23 protein-coding genes and 1 pseudogene are annotated in these 20962 nt (G+C 50.8%); 7 read left to right on the top strand and 17 right to left on the bottom strand.

Going from position 1 to position 20962, the window contains the following annotated elements:
• Positions 1-253 precede the first annotated feature (253 nt).
• Positions 254-733, top strand: coding sequence for a TlpA disulfide reductase family protein (locus ACG2XO_RS05450; protein ID WP_410499808.1), 480 nt, complete (start codon positions 254-256; stop codon positions 731-733).
• Positions 734-793: 60 nt separating this feature from the next.
• On the opposite strand, the gene ACG2XO_RS05445 is transcribed toward ACG2XO_RS05450, so the two are convergent.
• The 10 genes from ACG2XO_RS05445 to ACG2XO_RS05400 all read right to left on the bottom strand — a co-directional run bounded on the left by ACG2XO_RS05445 (position 794) and on the right by ACG2XO_RS05400 (position 9190).
• Positions 794-2278 carry a prepilin-type N-terminal cleavage/methylation domain-containing protein gene (locus ACG2XO_RS05445; RefSeq protein WP_410499807.1) on the bottom strand — a complete coding sequence of 495 codons (1485 nt, stop codon included), beginning with the start codon at positions 2276-2278 and terminating at the stop codon, positions 794-796.
• Positions 2279-2298: 20 nt separating this feature from the next.
• Entirely contained in the window at positions 2299-3507 is a 1209-nt protein-coding gene (locus ACG2XO_RS05440; RefSeq protein ID WP_410499806.1) for a hypothetical protein, read from the bottom strand.
• Positions 3508-3515: 8 nt separating this feature from the next.
• Positions 3516-4214: a PilW family protein gene (locus ACG2XO_RS05435; RefSeq protein ID WP_410499805.1), complete on the bottom strand. Its 699-nt coding sequence runs from the start codon at positions 4212-4214 to the stop codon at positions 3516-3518.
• Positions 4208-4732, bottom strand: coding sequence for a GspH/FimT family pseudopilin (locus tag ACG2XO_RS05430; RefSeq protein ID WP_410499804.1), 525 nt, complete (start codon positions 4730-4732; stop codon positions 4208-4210). The genes ACG2XO_RS05435 and ACG2XO_RS05430 overlap by 7 nt, the downstream gene beginning before the upstream one ends.
• Positions 4733-5063: 331 nt before the next feature.
• Positions 5064-6329: a glutamate-1-semialdehyde 2,1-aminomutase gene (hemL, locus tag ACG2XO_RS05425; RefSeq protein ID WP_410499803.1), complete on the bottom strand. Its 1266-nt coding sequence runs from the start codon at positions 6327-6329 to the stop codon at positions 5064-5066.
• Positions 6330-6452: 123 nt separating this feature from the next.
• Positions 6453-6914, bottom strand: a complete 462-nt coding sequence (locus tag ACG2XO_RS05420; protein WP_410499802.1) for a CYTH domain-containing protein — start codon at positions 6912-6914, stop codon at positions 6453-6455.
• Positions 6914-7300, bottom strand: a complete 387-nt coding sequence (locus ACG2XO_RS05415) for a DVU_2496 family lipoprotein (RefSeq protein WP_410499801.1) — start codon at positions 7298-7300, stop codon at positions 6914-6916. Before ACG2XO_RS05415 ends, ACG2XO_RS05420 begins: the two co-directional genes overlap by 1 nt.
• Positions 7301-7309: 9 nt before the next feature.
• Positions 7310-7744: a protoporphyrinogen oxidase HemJ gene (gene hemJ / locus ACG2XO_RS05410; RefSeq protein WP_410499800.1), complete on the bottom strand. Its 435-nt coding sequence runs from the start codon at positions 7742-7744 to the stop codon at positions 7310-7312.
• A gap of 157 nt (positions 7745-7901) precedes the next feature.
• A complete protein-coding gene (locus ACG2XO_RS05405) occupies positions 7902-8768 on the bottom strand; it encodes a M48 family metallopeptidase (protein WP_410499799.1) in 867 nt (288 codons plus the stop codon).
• 257 nt (positions 8769-9025) lie between these two features.
• Positions 9026-9190, bottom strand: coding sequence for a rubredoxin (locus ACG2XO_RS05400; RefSeq protein WP_410499798.1), 165 nt, complete (start codon positions 9188-9190; stop codon positions 9026-9028).
• 72 nt (positions 9191-9262) lie between these two features.
• On the opposite strand from ACG2XO_RS05400, the gene ACG2XO_RS05395 reads away from it, so the two are divergent.
• The 3 genes from ACG2XO_RS05395 to ACG2XO_RS05385 are packed head-to-tail and all read left to right on the top strand — an operon-like array spanning position 9263 to position 11307.
• Complete coding sequence (locus tag ACG2XO_RS05395) at positions 9263-10138, top strand: bifunctional hydroxymethylpyrimidine kinase/phosphomethylpyrimidine kinase (RefSeq protein WP_410499797.1); 876 nt, start codon at positions 9263-9265, stop codon at positions 10136-10138.
• 46 nt (positions 10139-10184) lie between these two features.
• Entirely contained in the window at positions 10185-10766 is a 582-nt protein-coding gene (locus ACG2XO_RS05390; protein ID WP_410499796.1) for a chloramphenicol phosphotransferase CPT family protein, read from the top strand.
• A gap of 40 nt (positions 10767-10806) precedes the next feature.
• A complete protein-coding gene (locus tag ACG2XO_RS05385) occupies positions 10807-11307 on the top strand; it encodes a DUF1993 family protein (RefSeq protein ID WP_410499795.1) in 501 nt (166 codons plus the stop codon).
• An 81-nt stretch (positions 11308-11388) separates the two neighbouring features.
• Here ACG2XO_RS05385 and ACG2XO_RS05380 read toward each other — a convergent pair whose 3' ends face one another.
• The 3 genes from ACG2XO_RS05380 to parC form a co-directional block, all read right to left on the bottom strand.
• Positions 11389-11568 (bottom strand): hypothetical protein, encoded by a 180-nt coding sequence (locus tag ACG2XO_RS05380; RefSeq protein WP_410499794.1) that lies wholly within the window; start codon positions 11566-11568, stop codon positions 11389-11391.
• Between the two features lie 118 nt (positions 11569-11686).
• Complete coding sequence (locus tag ACG2XO_RS05375) at positions 11687-12217, bottom strand: D-alanyl-D-alanine carboxypeptidase family protein (protein WP_410499793.1); 531 nt, start codon at positions 12215-12217, stop codon at positions 11687-11689.
• A 6-nt stretch (positions 12218-12223) separates the two neighbouring features.
• Positions 12224-14605 carry a DNA topoisomerase IV subunit A gene (parC, locus tag ACG2XO_RS05370; RefSeq protein WP_410499792.1) on the bottom strand — a complete coding sequence of 794 codons (2382 nt, stop codon included), beginning with the start codon at positions 14603-14605 and terminating at the stop codon, positions 12224-12226.
• 614 nt (positions 14606-15219) lie between these two features.
• Between parC and ACG2XO_RS05365 the strand changes: the two are divergent.
• Positions 15220-15492: pseudogene (locus tag ACG2XO_RS05365) on the top strand (methyl-accepting chemotaxis protein); the annotation flags it as partial.
• A 12-nt stretch (positions 15493-15504) separates the two neighbouring features.
• Positions 15505-15903 (top strand): CZB domain-containing protein, encoded by a 399-nt coding sequence (locus tag ACG2XO_RS05360; RefSeq protein WP_410500230.1) that lies wholly within the window; start codon positions 15505-15507, stop codon positions 15901-15903.
• Positions 15904-16064: 161 nt separating this feature from the next.
• Here the strand turns inward: ACG2XO_RS05360 and parE are convergent, their stop codons facing one another.
• The 4 genes from parE to ACG2XO_RS05340 all read right to left on the bottom strand — a co-directional run bounded on the left by parE (position 16065) and on the right by ACG2XO_RS05340 (position 19866).
• Positions 16065-18038, bottom strand: a complete 1974-nt coding sequence (gene parE, locus ACG2XO_RS05355; RefSeq protein ID WP_410499791.1) for a DNA topoisomerase IV subunit B — start codon at positions 18036-18038, stop codon at positions 16065-16067.
• Positions 18039-18142: 104 nt separating this feature from the next.
• A complete protein-coding gene (locus tag ACG2XO_RS05350) occupies positions 18143-18619 on the bottom strand; it encodes a DUF3291 domain-containing protein (RefSeq protein ID WP_410499790.1) in 477 nt (158 codons plus the stop codon).
• Positions 18620-18906: 287 nt separating this feature from the next.
• A complete protein-coding gene (locus tag ACG2XO_RS05345) occupies positions 18907-19584 on the bottom strand; it encodes a glutathione S-transferase family protein (RefSeq protein WP_410499789.1) in 678 nt (225 codons plus the stop codon).
• A gap of 12 nt (positions 19585-19596) precedes the next feature.
• Positions 19597-19866: a DUF2917 domain-containing protein gene (locus tag ACG2XO_RS05340; RefSeq protein WP_410499788.1), complete on the bottom strand. Its 270-nt coding sequence runs from the start codon at positions 19864-19866 to the stop codon at positions 19597-19599.
• A gap of 104 nt (positions 19867-19970) precedes the next feature.
• Here ACG2XO_RS05340 and ACG2XO_RS05335 point away from each other — a divergent pair, with 104 nt between their 5' ends.
• Positions 19971-20918 (top strand): LysR substrate-binding domain-containing protein, encoded by a 948-nt coding sequence (locus tag ACG2XO_RS05335; protein ID WP_410499787.1) that lies wholly within the window; start codon positions 19971-19973, stop codon positions 20916-20918.
• The last annotated feature ends 44 nt before the right edge of the window (positions 20919-20962 follow it).

The following is a 20962-nucleotide window of genomic DNA, read 5'->3' as shown; positions in this document are numbered from 1 at the left end:
GGCAATACCTAAAGCGTCAGATCACTTGTGGATAAAACAAATTCATGATTTATAAGGAAAAATATCCTTATCCACAGCTTGGCTTCACCCTTATTTATTATTACTATCTTTTTCTTATCAATATATATGTAAAGAAAACCCGAACAGCAACGAGGCAGAACGCGGCTTATCTGAAAAACCAGAACATTTAGCCAAAAACAAGGTCAATCCTGCATACTGCACATCAAAAATACCTGTCAGACCAAGGAAAACCATGAAAACCCGTCTACAAGTGATCTCTGTTATCTTGCTTGCACTGACAACAGGCAGTTACCTGTTGTACTCAAAGACTGAAAATCTGCCATTGATGGAAAAAATGCAGACCATTGATGGTCAACAAATCAGCTTGGCTGACTATCAAGGTAAAGTTGTACTGGTGAATTTCTGGGCAACCAGCTGTTCAGGATGCATGCAGGAAATGCCGGAGCTCAAAAAATTGCAGCTCAAATATGGCGAACAACGTTTACAAACTATTGCAGTGGCGATGAATTACGACAATATTGAATATATTAAAAATTACAATAAAAAAGCATCATTGCCGTTTAAAATTATTCATGATAAAGATGGAAAAATTGCTGAAAAATTTGGTGGCGTAAATTTGACACCAACCAATTATCTGATTGGCAAAGATGGTAAATTGATCAAGAAATATATTGGTATTCCTGACTATGCTGAAATTATAAGTAAGCTTTAATTTATAAAGTAAATAATAAAAAAAGGGCTGCAAATGCAGCCCTTTTTATCTGGTTTTTATTTAAAAACCGGTAAATGTAAATGTAGTCGTATTTCCCGGAGTAATCGCTTTGCTACTCCAGCTACTCCAGCTATTGTCTGAAGTATTACCGCACTGCAACTGAACATTGGCTGTTGCACCAGCCAGAGTACAAGTCGTGCTGTAATTTCTGATATCAGTACCATTACCACTTGTTACCGCAGTAGTAGTCCAGCTGGTTGCCGCACATACAGTTCCAACTGTCTGCACTTGCAGCGTACAGCTAGTACCATCTTTTTTATTACTGTTTGACATATTAATTGAAATTTGCACGGTTGCTGGCGGTATTGGTGTCGCTGTTGCTCCTGGCTCTGGTGTTGGCGACGGAGTAGGTGTTGCCGTTGCTACTGGCGTTGCCGTTGCTACTGGCGTTGCCGTTGCCACTGGTGTCGCAGTAGGTTCCGGTGTTGCTGTTGCTACTGGTGTCGCAGTAGGTGCTGTTGTCGGGCCTGGCGTAGCTGATGTACAAGCATTACTACTCTGACACAGACTCAAATTGACATTACTTTGAGCTGATGAATATGGCCCGATTGGTCCCATAATCGTTGTACCGCCTGCACCATCTTCAATTTCACAACGGGCAATCAGATATTCAGATTCGCCAGCTTTAAGTGCACAGGCATATTTAGTTGACAATATACCAATACCGGAAAGCATATTCGGGCTGCAACGACGACTTGTTACTGCCTGATTAATTTTGGTTGGATCTACTGTGCCATTGGGTTTAGTGCCAAATGCAGTAACTTCACTATTAAAACGGATTTCACACACAGAATGTGTTGATGTGTTATTGGGCGTCCATTGCAATATGCCTTCAACAAAATTAACCAAACTCCAGTTGGGATCATTACCAGTGGTCGTTGGTGCGGTTGCATCCCAAGCTTCGCTTACATTTTTATTAGCCATATAATATTTGGTATCGCCATTGCTATCTTTGTATTTAACAATGACGCCGGTTTCATAATATTTTCCCGGTTTCCAGTCAACCGCTGTTTGAATCGGTGCTGTAGTTGTACTCTCTGCAGCTGCTAAATCGGCAAAAGTCACCGAAGTAAAATCGGTTATATAAGAATAAATAGAAAAGCTTTTTTGCTGATTGTTTTTATTGGTCCATGAAATACTCACCTGAACCAGTTTTGAATTACCGGTTGGGCCATCGCTGACCGTCCAGCTGCGGGTGAAAGTTGATGTGAAATCGGAATTGAAACTTGTCGGACTATCAGTCTGGGTAACCGAAGTGCTGCCTGATGGAATAGCAGGCAAAAGGGCAAAACCACCCTGGCGCAATTGTTCCATTTTCTGTTTAGCCAGCGATTCAACCACGCTGTTTTCCCTGCTACTGACGCCATAATCAACCAGCTTGGTTTGCAAACCGGCTAAAGCCAGCAAACCCACTGAAAATACGACGATGGCGACCATGATTTCAATGATTGAAAAACCGGACGAGCTGGATTTAGGGTTGATCATGATATTCTCCTTGTGTCCGATTACCAATCACGCCAGGAACCACTTTGCATGGTAAAGCCGGCCGGAATTTGTTCGCTATTTTCTTTGCTGTCAGCAGTATACAAAACAGTCAAAGTACCATTACCACTGACCGCACCACCTACCGAAACAGCTCCATTTATATTTGGTGTGCCTGTTACAGTCAAACTACCCGATACATACAGCATGCCATTAATTACCGGGCTGCCAGTAATGGTCGCTGCACCATTCAGAATAATAATCACTGGTGCATCTGTCGAACCATAAGTGCCATTTCCCAAATCAAATAATCCTTGCTCGGAAACCCAGATCACCTTGCCACAGGTTTTACTGCAATCACTGCCTGAATTGGCAAAGGTGTTTAATGATTGTGATGAAGTAGCATGAGCGCCACCCAAGCGTTCATTGGCATTTTGATAAATATAACTTTCGTTTTTATCAAAAGTATATTTAAAGAAACTTGATTCAAGGTCTGCCGAATAACCAGTATCTGTTGTGAATTTGTTTTGCAAAGTACCATTCATTGCAGCCAGATTTTTATCGGTGGTACCAATGGCACCATATAAACCATTGGCATTAGATGCCGCACAGCCTGTACCTTGCAAATTATTGGTGGTATCCAGACCCATGCCGGCACGGGCAGCAAAACCGCCATTGCCTGAAGCATTCTGCGCACAAATTGAACCGGTAATCCCAATATACCCTGGTGATGACACGGCATCGGGCGGCATTCTGCCAAATAATGGATCGGTGCTAAGCAAAACATCGATGACACTTTTGGTGCAAGTAATCCCACTTAAACAACCCTGTTTGCCGCCTATGCTTCTGATTCGGATCGGGCCACTCGGATCGGAGCGGGTAATAGTGGTGGTAAAGGCCATACCTGATGTGCTCAGTGCGGTTTCGGCAATCACAAAGGCATTACCTGCATTGGCCGAGCTTGGTGTGGCACAAGCAGTTGTGTTGCTGCGGATATAATTACCACAGAAATATTGAGCACGCGTGCCGTTATTATCCAGTTGTGCCAAAGCATAATTAATCCCCGCTTCGGCGGCTTCCTTGGCTCTGCTTGACTGGGTTTGTGCCGATGAATTGAGCATATCAATCAGTGTGACCCGGTTAACCAGAAACACACTAATTGTCATAATGAATAACGCAACCATTGCTGTCAGCAAAGTGGCTACGCCGTTCTGTTTTTTTAAAGATGACATGATGGGCCTCATGCGCAGGAAGTTGCAGGTGCACGGCGAATTTCGTCGTTTCTTAATCGGATGGTTTTTTCCAGGCTTTGTTTAACCGTCGTATCTTTAACCAGATTGGCTGCAATCCGGATTCTGATTTCGCGTACGCAAACCAGCCCGCCATCCGAAGTGAATTGGTGGGCATTGCTTCCCGTTGTGACTGTTGGATTGATGATTTGAAATGACAGCGATGTAATTCGGATCGAATTGGGATTACTGACTGTATTCCAGCTGCTGATATCGTCACAACCATTAATAGTGTCATCCGGAAATCCGGTCACAATGGCATTGTTACTGAGTGCAAAGCCGAATATTTCATTGGCTGCTGGTGTGTTGGAAGTATTATCCCGGTCATAAGAAAATGTAATGCAATCAGCTGCAGTATTAATGGTGACAGGCAGCGTGGGAAAAGAATACGGATTGGAAACAGTCGAATTACCCAGCATGCTTTGCGTATTATTCCAGTATCCGGCACGGCGCAAATCATCAGAAATGATATCCATTGCTGTGCGCATTTCCTGATTCAATTTCAGCATATCGATTGAACTACGACCATAAGCCAGATTATTGGTCAGCAAGCTGATAATCGCAGCCAGCGCAAACAGGCTGATGAGCATGGCGACCATGAGTTCGATCAGAGAAAAACCTTTTTGCGCCGTTTGGGGATTCCTTAGCATGTTGGGTAATCTCCAATATGAGTTGTACCGCTGGGTGAACATAATCTGACTTCACCCGTTGCGTTTAGATTGACGGTAACTTGTTTGTTACGTGCTGATGTAAACGTCAGTGAACCGCCGGTACCACTGAGCAGGCCACGAATACTGTCAAAATTTTGCCCAGAAATCGTGTTGCCGCTGGCTACGCTGACACTGGCAAAGCTGTATTCATTATCGCTTGAGCTAACTTGCTGGATATTGCAGGCATTGGCAGTGCTGCAATTACAGGCCGCAGTACCAGCATGAATACCGTAACACCATCCACCCGAGCTGCTAGTTACCGAAATAAAGATATTTTCACTGCGTGATCGTGCAAGACTGCGGGCTTTTTGCAAGCTGCCATACAGACTTTCGGCCGCATCTTTCAACCTTTGCCTGTCTATCATTTCGAGGTAGGAAGGCACGGCGACTGCGGTAATGATTGCAATAATGGCAACCGTGATCATCATTTCGATCAGTGTAAATCCGCGTTGGCGCATTTTTTGCCCCGTTTAAATATTAGATATTGATAATATTATAAAGCCGGTGTTTTAGTGAAACTCATTGTGACGAGCTGCGGTTTTGTCGGGATAAAAGGACAAATTCGCTGTTAAAACAAAATGATTGTGAAATTAATCACAATTCACAATAAACCATGAGCCACACATTGTCGCTTTTGAATGATTAACGCTTGATTGCAAGGAATGAAAGGTAGTTTGACTAGCTCAGTAAATGCCAGTTCTGAACGTAACAAGGGGTATATCAGCCTAGATTCCATTTATAGAAAGCTAGGTTGATATACCCCTTGATGTATTTTGAGGTGCTGTTCTTTTAGATCTGTTTCAACACGGTTTTTGCTGCGATCAGGGTGTTTTCAATATCAGCGGTACTATGCGCGGCACTAACAAAGCCGGCTTCGAAGGCTGATGGTGCGAGGTAAATGCCTTGATCGAGCATGGCGTGGAAGAAGGCGTTGAAACGGGTTCGGTCGCTGTTCATTACGTCGTTGTAGCTGTGCGGAATGATGTCGCTGCAGTAAATGCCGAACATGCCGCCGACCGCTTGCGCGCAAATTCCTTGGCCGATGGCGTTGAATCCGTCGGCGAGCAGTTTGGTTTTGGTACTCAATGCATCAAAGAAACCGGGCTGGCTGATTTCCTGCAAAGTCACCAGACCGGCAGCAACGGCGAGCGGATTGCCCGAGAGCGTACCGGCCTGATAGACCGGGCCGAGCGGGGCGAGCTTGGCCATGATGTCAGCCCGACCGCCGAATGCCGCCAGCGGCAGGCCGCCACCGACGACTTTACCGAGGCAAGTCAGATCGGGGGTAATGCCGTGCAGGCCTTGTGTACATTGGAGTCCAACGCGAAACCCTGTCATCACTTCGTCGTAGATCAACACCGCACCGTGGTCTTGCGTCAGCTTACGCATCGCGGCGACGAATTCTTTGGATGGCTGGATCAGATTCATATTGCCGGCGATAGGCTCGACGATCAGTGCGGCAATCTGTTCGCCTTGGCTGGCAAACAATTCTTCCAGCGCGGCGACGTCGTTATACGGCAGCACGATGGTATCGGCTGCCACCGCAGCCGGAACGCCGGCAGATGATGGGTTGCCAAAGGTCAGCAATCCGGATCCCGCTTTGACGAGCAGGCTGTCAGCGTGGCCGTGGTAGCAGCCTTCGAATTTGACCAGTTTGTCACGGCCGGTAAAACCGCGCGCGAGGCGAATCGCGCTCATCGTGGCTTCGGTGCCGCTGGAAACCAGGCGAACTTGTTCCAGTGACGGCAGCATCTGACACAGCAGATCGGCGATTTCGATTTCGCCTTCGGTTGGTGCACCAAAGCTCATGCCGTTCTGTGCGGTGCGGGTGACGGCTTCGATGACGGCCGGGTGCGCGTGGCCGAGAATCAATGGACCCCACGAGCCGACATAATCGATGTATTTTTTATCGTCGGCATCCCAAACATATGCGCCTGCGCCTTTTTTGAAAAAACGCGGCGTGCCGCCGACCGATCCGAAAGCACGCACGGGTGAATTGACGCCACCGGGAATGTGTTGCTGCGCGGCAGCGAAGAGTTGTTCATTGCGATTCATAGATACCTCTTGGTGGTATTACTCTGTAGCTACTTATTTAATTGATTTTCAGAGCAATACCTGTAATTTATATTTAGTGGTGCAATTTGCTGCGCTCAGTGCACCCTAGGATTGACGAGTGATTTACCAACTTGAATACGGTTTTTTCGACAGCGCACTATTGTAATAACGCGCGTCGCCCGAGACTTCGGCGCCTAACCAGTCGGGCTGCGGGTAGCTGGCGGTTTCGCTCTCCAGCTCGATTTCGGCGACAATCAACCCGTCGTTCAGTCCGTGAAATTCGTCGATTTCAAACGTGTGGCCGTCGATCTCGACCAGATGACGGGTTTTATCGAGGACGTTCGGGCAGAGTTTAAGCATTTCCAGTGCATCGGCAATGGGTATCGGATATTCAAATTCAAGCCGGCTGATACCCTCATTTTTGCTCTTGATCGTCAGAAAACCGGTGTCGCCTTTAATGCGAACCCGCACGGTGCGTTCGGGATCGGCGTTGAGATAGCCTTGTGCAATGCGGGTGCTCTGGCGAACCTGAGCGCGCCAGCCCTCGTTGAGCAGCAAAAATTTACGCTCGATTTCGATAGCCATTATTCGACGGCCTGCTTGATGGTCGTCGCAGCTTTCAAATGGTAAGCCTGATCGTCGGCGAGGTAGACGCCATTTTTCCAGTCAGTATCGATCTGGTAAACCAGCCAGTCCTGATAGCCCTGTTTTTCAATCGATGCTTTGGCTTCGTCGATTTTGCAAAACACCTGCATGCCACGGTAATAGCCGTCTTTATCGATCAATTGAGCTGGAAAATCGGCGGGAAGTTTGGCTTTTTCGGTGCGTCCCGGTGCCGGATCAGCTTTGTTTTCCTTGATCAACTCGCTAATTTGCTGGGGACCAATAGCGTATACGCCGCAATCGGCTTGTGGGTCATTACAGGCTGATAACAGGGTGGCGAGACTGGTCGCGATGAGGATCGATTTCATTGCATACTCTTAAAAAGGTTTAACGACGACCAGAATCACCACCGCAATGAGGATCAGGACGGGAACTTCATTGAAAACACGATACCAGAGATGGCTGCGGGTATTTTTGCCTGCAGCAAAATCGCGATAAATTTTGCCACACCAGGCGTGATAGGCAATTAAGGCGGTCACCAATGTCAGTTTGACGTGCATCCACGCCCAGCCTTGTCCCAGATAAAAGCCATAAAAACTCCAGTTCCACAGCCCGAAAATCAATGCCAATATGGCAATCGGTGTCATAAAGCGGTACAGCTTTCTGGCCATCAGACCCAGCCGGGTTTGTTCGGCTGCTTCGCTCGCCATCGCCTGATTGACGAAAATCCGCGGCAGATAAAACAGCCCGGCAAACCAGCTGATGACAAAAATGATGTGGAATGATTTGACCCAGAGCATGGCGTTTTCCATATATGAAATAGTCCTGTAGGGTCGACTTTAGTCGACTCAGTTGATCCGGCTCTCTGATGTTTTAAGTAGCAGCAGGCTTGCCCGCGACCTAGATGATTTTGCGGGCAAGCCCGCTCCTGCAATGTTCAAACTTTAAAGAGGCGGATCAATAGGCTGCTTACTTTTTCTTTTTAGCGGGTGTCGCTGCTGATTTGTTGGCCGCTTCATACAAGGGCTGAACGACCGGAATTTTGGCTTCCAGCTCGGCAATCCGCGTCTGGCTTGACGGGTGGGTTGATAAAAATTCCGGCGATGAGCCTTTGCTGGCAGCGGCCATTTTCTGCCAGAGCGTCACCGAGGCACGCGGGTTGTAACCGGCGCGGGCAGCAAGCTCGAGACCCATCATGTCGGCTTCGGATTCATGTGTGCGGCTATTGGGCAAAGCCAGCGTCAGATCGTATGCCGTACTGCCAACGCTCAAGGCGGTGTTGGTCAGATCGGCGTATTTGCCGCCACCGAGGATAGAGGCTGCAATCGAGATGCCCTGAATACTCAGTTGCTTGGTGTATTGCTCGCTCATCCGTTCGCGACTGTGTTCGCGCAAGGCATGGCTGATTTCGTGCCCCATGATCTGGGCGATTTCGTCGTCGGTGAGCTTCAGTTTTTCAATGATGCCGCTGTAAAACATGATTTTGCCACCCGCCATGCAATAGGCATTGAGCTCGGGGCTTTTCTCTACGTTGACTTCCCATTCCCAGTTGGCCGCTTCGGGGCGAAAAATGCCTGTTTGCGGAATCAGCCGATTGGCAATTTTTTTAACCCGGATTGTCATTGGATCATTTGCAGCTAACAGAACATTTTTTTGCCGGGCTTTGCTAAGGGTTTCGTTGTACGAAGCCGCGGCCATCTGGTCGACCTGATCGCTAGAGAGCAGGGTGCTCATTTTCTGCGTGCGATTGGCGCCCACAGCACCGCTTTGGGTCGTATTGACCTGCTGACAGCCAGCCAGCAAGGCCATGCTGGCGATAATCAGAGTCTTTTTCATGATGATTCTCCATGATCTGGTCATTGACACCCCTGATCAGGTGTCTACCTCAACGTGCTTAAATCATTGAGCTGTAGGGTCGGCTTTAGCCGAGCTTTGGTCGCTTCCTGATTATATTTGGTCGGCTCAAGCCGAGCCTGCATATTAAGCGGAGATAGCTACCCAATCAGCTTGATATTAGGGGTATTTGTTTCAACAATATATTGGTAAATGCTTGGGTGAATATACCCTATATGGTATGCAACAGGCTTTGCAGCTTAGATTTCAACCATTTCAAAATCGCTTTTGCGTGCGCCACAATCAGGGCAGGTCCAGTTGACCGGGACATCTTCCCATTTGGTTCCGGGCGCAATATTGTCTTCGGGGCGGCCTTCGGCTTCGTCGTAGATAAACGCACAAATCAGGCACATATATTTTTTCATCAGCGTAAACCCATGCAGAGTGGTTTAGAATTCACAGACCGATTTTAAACTTATTCTGGGCTATTTCCACTTATGATTTCGACTCCGCCCACTGTGCTGGTTTTTGCTGCCAACGATCCTTCCGGCGGTGCAGGCCTGATGGCCGATGTACTGACTCTGGCGTCCTTAGGTTGCCATGCTCTGCCTATCGTGACTGCGATGACGGTGCAGGATACCGCTGGTGTACAGGTTTTCCAGTCGGTTGATAGCGAGTTTCTTGACGAGCAAGCGCGCTTTATTCTGGAAGACATCAAAATCGATGCAATCAAGGTCGGCATGGTCGGGACGGTTGAAAACCTGGCCGTGATTGCCGAAATTGCTTCGGACTATCCCGAAATTCCGCTGATTCTCGAACCGGTTTTCAGCATGGGTCGTGGTGAAGAGCTGGCCGATGAAGATCTGTATAGTGCGATGCGCGAGTTATTGCTGCCGCACAGTTTTTTGGTGAGCTGCAATAGCAATGATGCACGCAAGCTCGGTTCGGAAGACCCGGATGAGCAGGAAGACTTGCCGCTGGATGCCGCTGCGCAGCGGATTTTGCAATGCGGCTGCGAATATGTGCTGATCGCCGGAACGCATGAAAAAACGCCGAAAGTGATTAATACACTCTATAGCCGCATGGGTCGGGTTCGCAGCGATAACTGGGACAGACTGCCGGGCAGTTATCATGGTGCCGGTGCGACGCTGGCTTCGGCGCTGGCCGGTGCGATGGCCAACGGCGCCGATATTGCGACGGCAATGCAGGAAGCGCAGGACTATACCTATCAGGCGCTGTCCAATGCATTCAGGCCCGGCATGGGGCAAATGATTCCTGACCGCCTGTTCTGGGCGCGACCACCGGCTGATGAAGTGCCGCCGAGTGTGATCGAGTTTGATGCGACCGACGATGACGAACCCAAATCGATTTAGTAAAAAGCACAGCCCGATTTTAATCGGGCTTTTTTGAGTCTTTAAAATGTCCAATTTACCGCAGGTTATTGTTCTTAATGGCTGCAGCAGTTCGGGTAAAACCAGTATCGCGCGTGCCTTGCAGGAACAGCTGCCACAACAATTTTTGAATTTCAGCATCGATGCCATTCTGGATGCCTTGCCCGCGAGCGATCTGCAAGCAGTGCAAACGGGCTTGGCAGTACAACGGCGTGGGCATGACTTTGCACAGCTGGTGCGTGCCTATCATTATGCTTTGCCGGGCCTGTTGCAGGCCGGTTGTTTGCTGATTATTGACAATGCCTGGTGTGAACGCGATGAAAAGCGCGAGTTGCTGACTGAGCTGGCCGGTTATCGGGTTTTGCTGGTCGGGGTGTTTTGCGATCAGGACGAGCTTGAGCGCCGGGAAATGGCGCGCGGCAATCGTCCGCAAGGGCAGGCCGCATGGGAGCTGGAGCGCGTCCATCAGGAAATGAGTTATGATTTGCAAGTAAATACCATGGGTATATCGCCAGAAGATAATGCTGGATTGATTTGTAGATATATACATGATGGACGTATATTGAATGGTGCGATTGATACGCTGGAACACTTGAATATGCTGGCTTAAACGCCATGCTTAAGTGTTCTATGCCCACTGGAGAATCATAATGTTCAGTTATTATCAATTATCAGTTCCGGTTTATGCCCGTGCTTTGCAGCAACTGGCTCATTTGCTCGATAAAGGTGCCGATTTTGCACTGAGTAAAAAAGTCAGCGACGAAACGATGCTGGGTTTGCGTCTGGCTCCGGATATGCTGCCACTGGTGAAACAGGTTCAGATTGCCTGTGATAATGCCAAATTCTGCGTCGCGCGCTTATCTGACACCACGGCACCCAAGCATGACGATAATGAAAAAACCTTTGCCGAGCTGAAAAAACGGATCGACGAGACCATCAGTTTTATCAATTCGGTTCCCGAATCGGCTTTTGCCAATGCGGCAGGCAAAACCATTGTGCTGCCATTTATGCCGGATAAGCCGATGAGTGCCGAATTTTATCTATTGTCTTTTTTGACACCGAATTTTTATTTCCATCTGACCACGGCTTACGATTTACTGCGCAGTAATGGGGTTGAAATCGGCAAGGCGGATTATATTGGTGAAGTTTGATGGCTGATTGGAGTTATTGCGACGAAAAAAACCGCGCCCCCTGAAGGAGCGCGGTTTTTTTATTCTGCTTGATTCAGCGACTTACCAGGGTCTCCGTTTGCCCTGACTCTGCAATAGCTGCTGGCGCAAATTTTCAACTGATTCGAGCCGACTGGCACGCGCGATTTCGATTTCGCCTGTGGCGCTGACCCGATATAGGCCGTAGCGCATTGATTCAGGGCGGCCGGTGGTTTCCCACACAGGATGGATGGCATAGGTCATGATGTTCTTCTTCTGGATACGCGGCAGATGCCGTTTTTCCTGTATCCATATGCTTAATATCGTCGCTATTGGCCAAATATTCAGTCCCTTTTTTCCCCTAGCACTTTTGTCCTAGGAGTTATGGGTGAGGCGGGTGCCAGCACCAGTGCCAAGGTTCATACACATAAGCAAAAGCATTATCGCGCGGGAAAGACAGCGTAAAGCCGTAAATCTTGGCGTATTGCTGCAACCAGGCAAATGCCGTTGTCGTCTCAAAAGCTTCTTCAACGACAGGGCCGCCGGGCTGGTAGATGTCGAGTGCGCGGCCGGTGTGGTGTTCGCTGCAACCGGGTGGGGCGAGCACTTGCAGGATTTCATTGATGCTTTGGCCTAAATCGAGCTTGCGTTGAATCAGCTCGACTTGTCGCGAGCTGGCGCGGTAGGCCGAAGCGATTTTCAGCTCGATGCCGTCGGTCAATGCGGCGGCCTGCATCGCTTGCCATGCTTGTGCCGCAGCTGGCGTGAGTTGCCAGACGCGGCCGTCAAAAGTGGTTTCAACGTCGACGAGTTCCTCGGCTTCGTCAAACACGCACAGCGATTTCTGCTGCAAAACCTCGGGTTCAATGCCGAGGTCTTGCCAGATGGTTTGCAAATGAGCGGGTAAATTCATCGCGGTTTAAAATCCGGGAAATTTCAAACCGGCATTGATCGGTTTGCCTTTACGCGCGCGTTTGCCGATATATGGCGCCATTTCATTGGCGTCGAGTATCATTTCTTTTGGCGCGCCGCCACGACCTGTTCCGGCTAATTTAAGCGTATTTCCGTCGCAAATCGTGATCGCGGCCAGTTCGTCCTTGTCGTCGAGCGCCATCGTAATGACGCCGCGGCCACCGCCTGCGAGTTGCTTGAATTCGCTGTACGCGAACAGGTGCAATTTGCCGGCTTTGGACAGACACGCCACAATTGCACCGTCGACCGGCGTAAACGGCATCACGCGCAGCAGCGTTTCATTGCCTTCGAGCGTGATAAAGCTCTTGCCCGCCTTCTGGCGGCTAAGCAGATTATCGGCCTGACACGCGAAGCCATAGCCTGATGAATTGGCGATCACCAGCCATTCGCCGGCTTTGGCGGCGAGCATTTGCGTAATGCGCGTTTTGGCGACCAGATCAACCAAGGTCGTCACCGGAACGCCATCGCCACGCCCGCCGGGAATCACTGAGGCCTGAACGGTGTAAACCCGCCCATCGCTGCCAAATAGCGCGATTTGATCGACAGTGCGGCATTCGATGGCGGCAAGCAGGGTATCGCCGTCTTTGAAGCTCAGGTTCTGGAGATCCAGCCCATACCCCTGACGTGAACGTAGCCAGCCTTTTTCCGACAGGATAATCGTACACGGCTCGTCGACGACGGCGACTTCGACCGAAGCCCGCTCGGCGTGCTCGATCAGTGTTCTGCGCGGGTCGGCGTATTTCTTTTTATCCGCTTCGATTTCTTTGATGATCTGTTTCTGCATCGCCGACGGATTGGCGAGCAGGTTTTCCAGCTCGGCTTTTTCATCGCGCAAATTCGACAATTCCTGCTCGATTTTGATGCCTTCGAGCCGCGCCAATTGGCGCAAACGGATTTCGAGAATATCTTCGGCTTGACGCTCGGATAAGGCAAACGCCGCCATCAGATCGGCTTTCGGGTCGTCGGCGTTGCGGATAATGCGGATCACTTCGTCGATATTGAGTAAGACCAGCAAGCGGCCTTCCAGAATATGGATGCGGTCGTTGACTTGACCAAGGCGATGCTCGACGCGACGCGTGACGGTGACAAAGCGGAAATCAATCCATTCGGCGATGATGTCGCGCAGCGTTTTTTGCGCCGGGCGACCATCGCGACCGATGGTGACCATATTGATCGACAGGCTGGTTTCCAGACTGGTGTGCGCCATCAGCAAGTTCATCAGCTCGTCGGCATTCTGGCGCGATGATTTGGGCTCGAAAACCAGCCGCACATCGCAATCACGACCCGATTCATCACGCACGCGATCGAGTACGCTCAGGATCAATTGCTTGGTTTGAATCTGTTCCTGAGTCAGCGCTTTTTTGCCTTTTTTGACCTTCGGATTAGTCAGGTCTTCGATTTCTTCGAGGATCTTCTGACTCGAAGCACCGTGCGGCAATTCGGTAATAATCAGTTGCCATTGGCCACGTGCGAGGTCTTCTTTTTCCCAGCGTGCGCGTACTTTCAGGCTGCCACGGCCATTTTCATACGCGGCGGTAATATCGCGTGTCGATGAAATAATCTGGCCGCCACCGGGCAAATCCGGGCCCTGAATATAGGCCAGTAATTCGGCGGTGGTGAGTTTGGGATTGCGAATCAGTGCAACGCTGGCGTCGGCTACTTCGCCCAGATTATGCGACGGCATTTCGGTTGCCATACCGACGGCAATGCCGGAAGCGCCATTGAGCAAGAGCATCGGCAGGCGGGCAGGGAGCAAGACAGGCTCTTTGAAAGCGCCGTCATAATTCGGAATGAAATCGGTCGTTCCTTGGTCAAGCTCGCCGAGCAACAAATCGGCGACCGGCGTTAAACGCGCTTCGGTATAACGATAGGCCGCAGCGCCATCGCCATCGCGCGAGCCAAAGTTGCCGTGGCCGTCGATCAATGGATAACGCAGCGAAAAACTTTGTGCGATGCGCACTAGCGCGTCGTACGCCGACTGGTCGCCGTGCGGGTGATATTTACCCAATACATCGCCGACGATACGCGCCGATTTCATCGGCTTGGCCGTTGCGGTGAGCCCCAGCTCGTGCATCGCGTACAGAATACGGCGCTGTACCGGTTTCTGGCCGTCTTCAACTTGTGGCAAAGCGCGGCTTTTCACGACGCTCATTGCATATTCGAGATAGCTTTTTTCGGCATACAGGCCAAGCTGCACCGATTCGCCGTCGTCGGGCGTGGCTGAGACTTGCGCTTCGATAAAGCGGCCGCCTTGCCCGCCGCCGTTCACTGGCGTGGCTTCGCTGGCTGATTCTAAGGTGTCGTCGAGCAAATCGATGGTTTCAGACATGGTTTCCGTGGGCTGCAAATGAAATGATTGCGGCTATTTTAGCGGGTAAATCCTGAAATTAGCCATTTACCCTTAGCGCTGCAGCGCAAACGCCTTGTTTCACGTGAAACAAGTTGGCAATCGTTGCCTTTTCTATGCATGAGAACTGTGTTGCAGCGTTGCTTTACCGACTTGACTTATACTGTTCGGATTATTGGGTAATGCAGGGGATTTCAATGTTTTTTGGTCAAAAGAAGTTGATTGCCAGTCTGTATGAAAAACTAGCCCAGCTTGAACAAGAAAATCAGCGCTTGAAAAAAGAAAACACCAAGCTGAATAAAGATCAGGATTTCATTGCCAGTCTGCAAAATCAGGATAATGGCGAAGGAAAATACTATGTGTCCGTGTTTGAGACTCTGGCGCATTTTGGCGAATCTTTGAGCGGATCTTCACATTCACTGGGTGTGATGAATCAGAAAATGCAAGAAGAGCTGCATTGTGCAACCGAGTTAAGTCAGGTTGCCAGCCGCAATAGCGCAACGATCAGTCATATTGCCGATGATCTGACTCATTTGTCGCAAACCGCTGCGGTTTCTGTGGCGGAAGTGGACAAGCTTGACCAGCAATCGGTCGAGATCACCGGCATTGTGCAAATGATCAAGGAAATTGCCGACCAGACCAATCTGTTGGCGCTCAATGCCGCGATTGAAGCTGCACGCGCAGGTGAGCAGGGGCGCGGTTTTGCCGTCGTTGCCGATGAAGTGCGCAAACTGGCTGAACGTACCGGTTCAGCAACCAAAGACATTACCCAGTTGGTTGGCGAGATTCGTTCGGAAACCCAGTCGGTCAAGCAAACGATGAACAATATGGCCGAACAGACTGCGCAATTCAGTTCACTGGGTCGTAATGCGGCACAGGATATGACGCATCTGATTGAAGCAGCCGATCAGATGAAAACACTGGTCGGTAAAAATATGCTGCTCAGTTTTGTTGAAGTTGCCAAGCTTGATCATCTGCTGTTCAAATTCCGTGTTTACCAGCAAGTCAGCGGAACAGGTCATGGCCATGCCCATCCGACTAGTGATCCGCATCAATGCCGTTTTGGTCACTGGTATTACGGCGGTGAAGGACAGGCGCTGGCCGGGAAAAATCCGGCTTATCGTGAACTTGAAGCGCCGCATAATGAGGTTCATCAGTCCGGTAGCGCCGCACTTAATGCCTGGAATTCGGGTCAGAAAACACAAGTGCTGGAGCAGTTGCAGCGGATGGAAAATAGCAGCAGCAAGCTGGTTGCTATTCTGGATCGGATATCGCATTGATCCGGTTTTACTTGCCATAACAAAATCCCGCTGCAGTAGCGGGATTTTTTATTGCTTCATACTGATCGTCTTGCCTTAACTAGCGAACCTTTGTGATCCAGGGGTATTGCCTTGGCAACAAGTTAGGTCTTAGTTTCTGTGGCAATACCCTTGATGGGTAATTAAAGATCGGCCTCAACCTCATTCCCGCGCGCTTCCAGCCAAGCGCGGCGGCTACTTGCTTCGCCCTTACCCATTAGCATATTCATCAGATCGCGCGTATTGGCTGTGACGTCCTGAGGAATCGATACGCGCATCACGCGACGGGTGTCGGGGTTCATCGTCGTGTCGAACAATTGCTCGGCGTTCATCTCACCCAAACCCTTGAAGCGCGAAATGCTCCATGCGCCTTCGCGAATTTTTTCGGCACGCAATTTATCGAGCACGGCAGTGAGTTCACCTTCGTCGAGCGCGTAGAATTTACGCGGCGGCTTGGCTTTGCCAGAGCCAGCGACGTCGACGCGGTACAGCGGTGGTTGCGCGACGTAGATATGGCCGTTCAAAATCAGCTGCGGGAAATGACGGTAGAACAGCGTCAGCAATAGCACCTGAATGTGCGAGCCGTCGACGTCGGCGTCGGACATGATGATCACTTTGCCGTAGCGCAGGCCGGATAAATCGGCGGGGCTGGTTAGCGTATGCGGGTCAACGCCGATCGCGACAGCCATATCGTGGACTTCGTTATTGGCGAAAATCTGGTCTTTATCGACTTCCCATGTGTTCAGCACTTTACCGCGCAGCGGCAAAATGGCTTGGAAGTCTTTATCGCGCCCTAGCTTGGCCGAGCCGCCAGCCGAATCACCCTCGACGAGGAATAATTCACAGCGTTCGGTTTCATCCGACGCGCAATCGGTGAGCTTGCCCGGCAGCACCGCAACGCCCGATGATTTTTTCTTTTCGACTTTCTGCGCGTTTTTCTGCCGCGATTGCGCAGCGCGAATCGCCAGCTCGGCGAGTTTTTTGCCCAGATCGACGTGTTCGTTCAGCCACAATTCAAACGGCGCACGAACCATTGCCGAGACGAGTTTCAGTCCATCACGGCTGGTCAGTTTGTCTTTGGTCTGACCTTGAAATTGCGGGTCGAGCACTTTGGCGGAGAGCACAAACGAGCAGCGGCTGAACAGGTCTTCAGGCAGCAACTTGACGCCCTTGGGCAGCAAGTTATGAAAATCGATAAACGTTTTGACGACCTGAAACACGCCATCGCGCAGGCCGCTTTCGTGCGTGCCACCGGCTGGCGTCGGAATCAGATTGACGTACGATTCGCGGTTGACCAGCCCATCTTCGGTCCACGTCAGCGCCCAAGCGCAGCCTTCGCCGCGGCTGAAGGTGTCGTCTTCGCCTTCGATGTATTTCTCGCCCTGCAAAATCGGCACGATCTGCGTGTAGCCGGTGACTTGCTCGTTCAGATAGCCTTGCAGGCCATCGGGGTAGCACCAGCGTTTTTCGAGCAGTTCGCCATTGGCTTGCTCGACATTCAGAATCACCACCAGGCCGGGCAGCAGCACCGCTTTGGATTTGAGCAGGTGTTCGAGTTCGGCTTGCGGAATCGTTGGACTATCAAAATATTGCGCGTCGGGTTGGACGAAAACGCGCGTGCCTGTGTCTTTTTTGGTCGTTGTACCGAGGACAGTCAGCGGCTGTGTGACTTCTCCGCCGGAGAAGACCAATTGATTAATCTGGCCTTCGCGGCGAACTTCGACTTCCAGCCGCGTTGACAGCGCATTGGTCACTGATACACCGACGCCGTGCAAACCACCCGAAAACGCGTACGCGCCGCCGTCTTTCTTGTCGAATTTACCGCCAGCGTGCAGCTGGGTGAATACGACTTGTACCGTCGGTACGCCTTCTTCCGGGTGCAGACCGACCGGAATACCGCGACCATTGTCGATGACGCGCATCGACTGATTGCGGTACAGCGTTACCTCGATTTGCGTCGCATAGCCACCGAGCGCTTCATCGGCGGCGTTATCGATGACTTCCTGGCAAATATGCAGTGGATTATCGGTGCGGGTGTACATGCCCGGACGGTGGCGGACAGGGTCAAGGCCTTTTAAAACCTTGACCGAGGATTCGTCGTATTTAGGAGCTGCCATTGTTTCACGTGAAACCAGATGATGAATTGCGGCTAAGTCTAGCAGAGAACGCGCTGGATGGAGATTGGCACATGCGTTTTCATGCGGCACAAATACGATTTATGCTAATCGCTGTGTATTGCGTCAAATGCGAGCGCGCTTGCTGGCGTCGTTGGTATCGTTGGAGAAGCGAACGGCTTGGCAAAACTGAATGCGCACGCGTTTGAGCCATTGAGCCGCAGTAAACCCAAAGCGGCTTTGGCTTCAATCAGCGTTGGCGTGTGGCCGACGGGAATCCACCACAGCACCAGCGTGGGGCCGTCGATTTTCTCAAACCAACTACGGCGCCGCTTGAGTATGGCCAGATGATCGCCGGTATAAACGTAGCGCTGCAAGTCCTCCAACGAGTTCCAAACCGACAGATTGGCGATTATGAGTGGGTCGGCATCATAAGTAATATCGGTCGCGTTGCCGCTATCACCTTGCAGCCGCCAGACAAAGCCGGGGCTTTGTTCGGCGAGCTGATTGATCGCATCGAGCTGCTCGGTAAAACCCGCCATCAGCGGGTCGTCCAGTGGCGCGATGGCGCGGCCGATATTCAATTGTGCTGGCTCTGTTGACGTTTGGTTTGCGAGTCGCGTTTGTGCTGGTTTTGGCCTGAAACAAGACGCAAAGCCCGCTGCATAGTCATTCTATGCGAGGGTTTTGCAACGCAGTGTCAGGCCAAAACCAGCCAAACCCTCCGGGCTGGGCGCTTTTTGTGACGACTCTGCGTTATTGCCTGCTCACATAGAATGACTATGCATCGCAGCCAATGTCTTGATTCGTCACAAAAATCGCGCCAGCGCGACCGTAAACCAAACGTCAACAGAGCCTAGTTGCCATTGCCTCATATACGTACACCGCCAAATTGTTCGACCAGATTGTCATAGGGCAGGCGCGCACTTTCGGCCTGCGCAGCGGCTTCCCATTCGCGCATCGCCGGATGGGACAGCATCGTGTCGATATAGGGCTGAAGATCGGCTGGGATTTTGACGCCATAACAAAATAGTCGCCACACTACCGGCGCATACATTGCATCGGCAATTGAAAACTCGCCAAATAGATAATTGCCTGCGATATTTTGTTGTGCCGCCAACTCGCGCGCATTGCGCCAGATGGCGAAAATCCGCGTCAAGTCGGCGTCGACTTCGACGCTGTTGGCGATACCTTTGGCGCGTAGGCGTACATTCATTGGCAACTGGCTGCGCAATCCGCCAAAGCCCGAATGCATCTCGGCGCAAATGCTGCGAGCACGAGCGCGAAGCTGACGGTCTGCTGGCCACATGGCAGGGTATTGCTCTGCAAGGTATTCACAGATTGCCATAGAGTCCCATACCCTAAAATCATCGTCATGCAGGCACGGCACCAAACCATTATCGGCGTAGCCGCGATGGCTGGCATTGGCGCCTTTGCCGCTGACCGCTACGACGGTTTGGCTAAACGGGATATTGAAGTGTTTTAATAAAATCCACGGGCGCAAAGACCACGATGAGTAATTTTGATGGCCGATATACAGTTGGAACATAGAGCTTCCTTTTCAAACTGCGCGGGTTGGTCGCGCGATGGTTTTAAATTGGGGGCGAATATTGAGTTCATGGCCAGAAAAACGCAGCTCGGCCTGACCTTCGAGTAGCAGCAAACCGGGTGCTAATCGCTGATGCTCGCCAGCGTTTAAGATTAAATCAGCCGCGTTGCGATTGCTCGCGAGCCAGACCGAACCTTGCTCGCAATGTAGTTGAGCGGCGCTGGCCAAATCGGCGATCAGGATTTCATCCGGGTGTAGCGTCAAGCGTAGATAGGTCAACATTTTTCTCACCCCAATGTCATTTGTATTCACTATATCGAATATTTGCACTATCTTTACTGACGTTTTTTATCAGAATATGTGAGTTAAATTCACATGATGACGCGATGAATCCCTTACCCCCTCTTCCTGCTTTGCGCGCTTTTGAAGCGGTAAGCCGCCTTGGCAGTGTCGTCAAAGCCGCCGACGCTTTATCGGTGACGCACAGTGCGATCAGCCATCAAATCCACGCGCTCGAAGACTATCTGGGTTTGCCGCTGTTCGAGCGCAGCGGGCGCAAGCTGGCGCTGACCGAAGACGGCCGCAATTACGCGCTGCAAATCCGCATGGCGCTCAACGATATGGCCGAGGCGACGCGCACGGTGCGCGCCAGACCCAAGCCCAATGAAATCAAACTGACGACGATGCCATCGTTTGGTTTGGGTTGGCTGATTCCGCGGGTACCTGAATTTCAAGCACTGTTTCCGCAATATCGGCTCGATATTCGCGCTGGCTTGGGTTTTGATGATCTGCATACTGGCCAGCTCGATCTGGCGATCCGGATGGGCGCTGGCGATTGGGAAGGCTTGAAAACGCAGCATTTGCTCGATGATTATCTGGTTGTCGTCGCTGCGCCTCAGTATCCGCACTTGCCGCGCACGCTGGCCGAGCTGTCTGATTTGGAACACGGTTTGGAGCGGGCGCAGATTATCGGTACGCTGGAAAAATGGAGTAGCTGGGTCAAGGAGGCTCAGTTGGGCGATTGGTCGCCGACGTTCAGCCTGTTCTGCAATGATAATAATCTGGCCTTACAGGCTGTGCGGCTGGGGCAAGGTATAACGCTGACACGGCTCTCCTTGGTGCTCGATGATTTGCGCAGCGGGCAGTTAGTGCTGCTTGGTGGCGTGATTGCGCCGCACCCGAATCGCTATTGGCTGGTCTGGGCGCCGCGCGCCGATGGTAGTGCCAAATTGCATCATTTTATGCACTGGCTGCAAACAGCGGCAGCGCGCAGCCAGCAAGCGATGAATGATTATATTTCAGGGGTATATCCCTCTTTGTTAATTTCCAATTAGCCTGTATCGCCATACTCGGTATGGTATTGAGAGAGTTTTGCTGC

Origin of the sequence: Chitinibacter sp. S2-10, from assembly GCF_046530675.1 — a bacterium.
GTDB lineage: Bacteria > Pseudomonadota > Gammaproteobacteria > Burkholderiales > Chitinibacteraceae > Chitinibacter.
This window is presented reverse-complemented; position numbering and strand designations above follow the sequence as displayed.

Bases quoted from the DNA above. Each gene is read 5' to 3' on its own strand.
- ACG2XO_RS05450 (WP_410499808.1), top strand. From the start codon at position 254: ATGAAAACCCGTCTACAAGTGATCTCTGTTATCTTGCTTGCACTGACA.
- ACG2XO_RS05445 (WP_410499807.1), bottom strand. From the start codon at position 2,278: ATGATCAACCCTAAATCCAGCTCGTCCGGTTTTTCAATCATTGAAATC.
- ACG2XO_RS05440 (WP_410499806.1), bottom strand. From the start codon at position 3,507: ATGTCATCTTTAAAAAAACAGAACGGCGTAGCCACTTTGCTGACAGCA.
- ACG2XO_RS05435 (WP_410499805.1), bottom strand. From the start codon at position 4,214: ATGCTAAGGAATCCCCAAACGGCGCAAAAAGGTTTTTCTCTGATCGAA.
- ACG2XO_RS05430 (WP_410499804.1), bottom strand. From the start codon at position 4,732: ATGCGCCAACGCGGATTTACACTGATCGAAATGATGATCACGGTTGCC.
- hemL (WP_410499803.1), bottom strand. From the start codon at position 6,329: ATGAATCGCAATGAACAACTCTTCGCTGCCGCGCAGCAACACATTCCC.
- ACG2XO_RS05420 (WP_410499802.1), bottom strand. From the start codon at position 6,914: ATGGCTATCGAAATCGAGCGTAAATTTTTGCTGCTCAACGAGGGCTGG.
- ACG2XO_RS05415 (WP_410499801.1), bottom strand. From the start codon at position 7,300: ATGAAATCGATCCTCATCGCGACCAGTCTCGCCACCCTGTTATCAGCC.
- hemJ (WP_410499800.1), bottom strand. From the start codon at position 7,744: ATGGAAAACGCCATGCTCTGGGTCAAATCATTCCACATCATTTTTGTC.
- ACG2XO_RS05405 (WP_410499799.1), bottom strand. From the start codon at position 8,768: ATGAAAAAGACTCTGATTATCGCCAGCATGGCCTTGCTGGCTGGCTGT.
- ACG2XO_RS05400 (WP_410499798.1), bottom strand. From the start codon at position 9,190: ATGAAAAAATATATGTGCCTGATTTGTGCGTTTATCTACGACGAAGCC.
- ACG2XO_RS05395 (WP_410499797.1), top strand. From the start codon at position 9,263: ATGATTTCGACTCCGCCCACTGTGCTGGTTTTTGCTGCCAACGATCCT.
- ACG2XO_RS05390 (WP_410499796.1), top strand. From the start codon at position 10,185: ATGTCCAATTTACCGCAGGTTATTGTTCTTAATGGCTGCAGCAGTTCG.
- ACG2XO_RS05385 (WP_410499795.1), top strand. From the start codon at position 10,807: ATGTTCAGTTATTATCAATTATCAGTTCCGGTTTATGCCCGTGCTTTG.
- ACG2XO_RS05380 (WP_410499794.1), bottom strand. From the start codon at position 11,568: ATGACCTATGCCATCCATCCTGTGTGGGAAACCACCGGCCGCCCTGAA.
- ACG2XO_RS05375 (WP_410499793.1), bottom strand. From the start codon at position 12,217: ATGAATTTACCCGCTCATTTGCAAACCATCTGGCAAGACCTCGGCATT.
- parC (WP_410499792.1), bottom strand. From the start codon at position 14,605: ATGTCTGAAACCATCGATTTGCTCGACGACACCTTAGAATCAGCCAGC.
- ACG2XO_RS05360 (WP_410500230.1), top strand. From the start codon at position 15,505: ATGACGCATCTGATTGAAGCAGCCGATCAGATGAAAACACTGGTCGGT.
- parE (WP_410499791.1), bottom strand. From the start codon at position 18,038: ATGGCAGCTCCTAAATACGACGAATCCTCGGTCAAGGTTTTAAAAGGC.
- ACG2XO_RS05345 (WP_410499789.1), bottom strand. From the start codon at position 19,584: ATGTTCCAACTGTATATCGGCCATCAAAATTACTCATCGTGGTCTTTG.
- ACG2XO_RS05340 (WP_410499788.1), bottom strand. From the start codon at position 19,866: ATGTTGACCTATCTACGCTTGACGCTACACCCGGATGAAATCCTGATC.
- ACG2XO_RS05335 (WP_410499787.1), top strand. From the start codon at position 19,971: ATGAATCCCTTACCCCCTCTTCCTGCTTTGCGCGCTTTTGAAGCGGTA.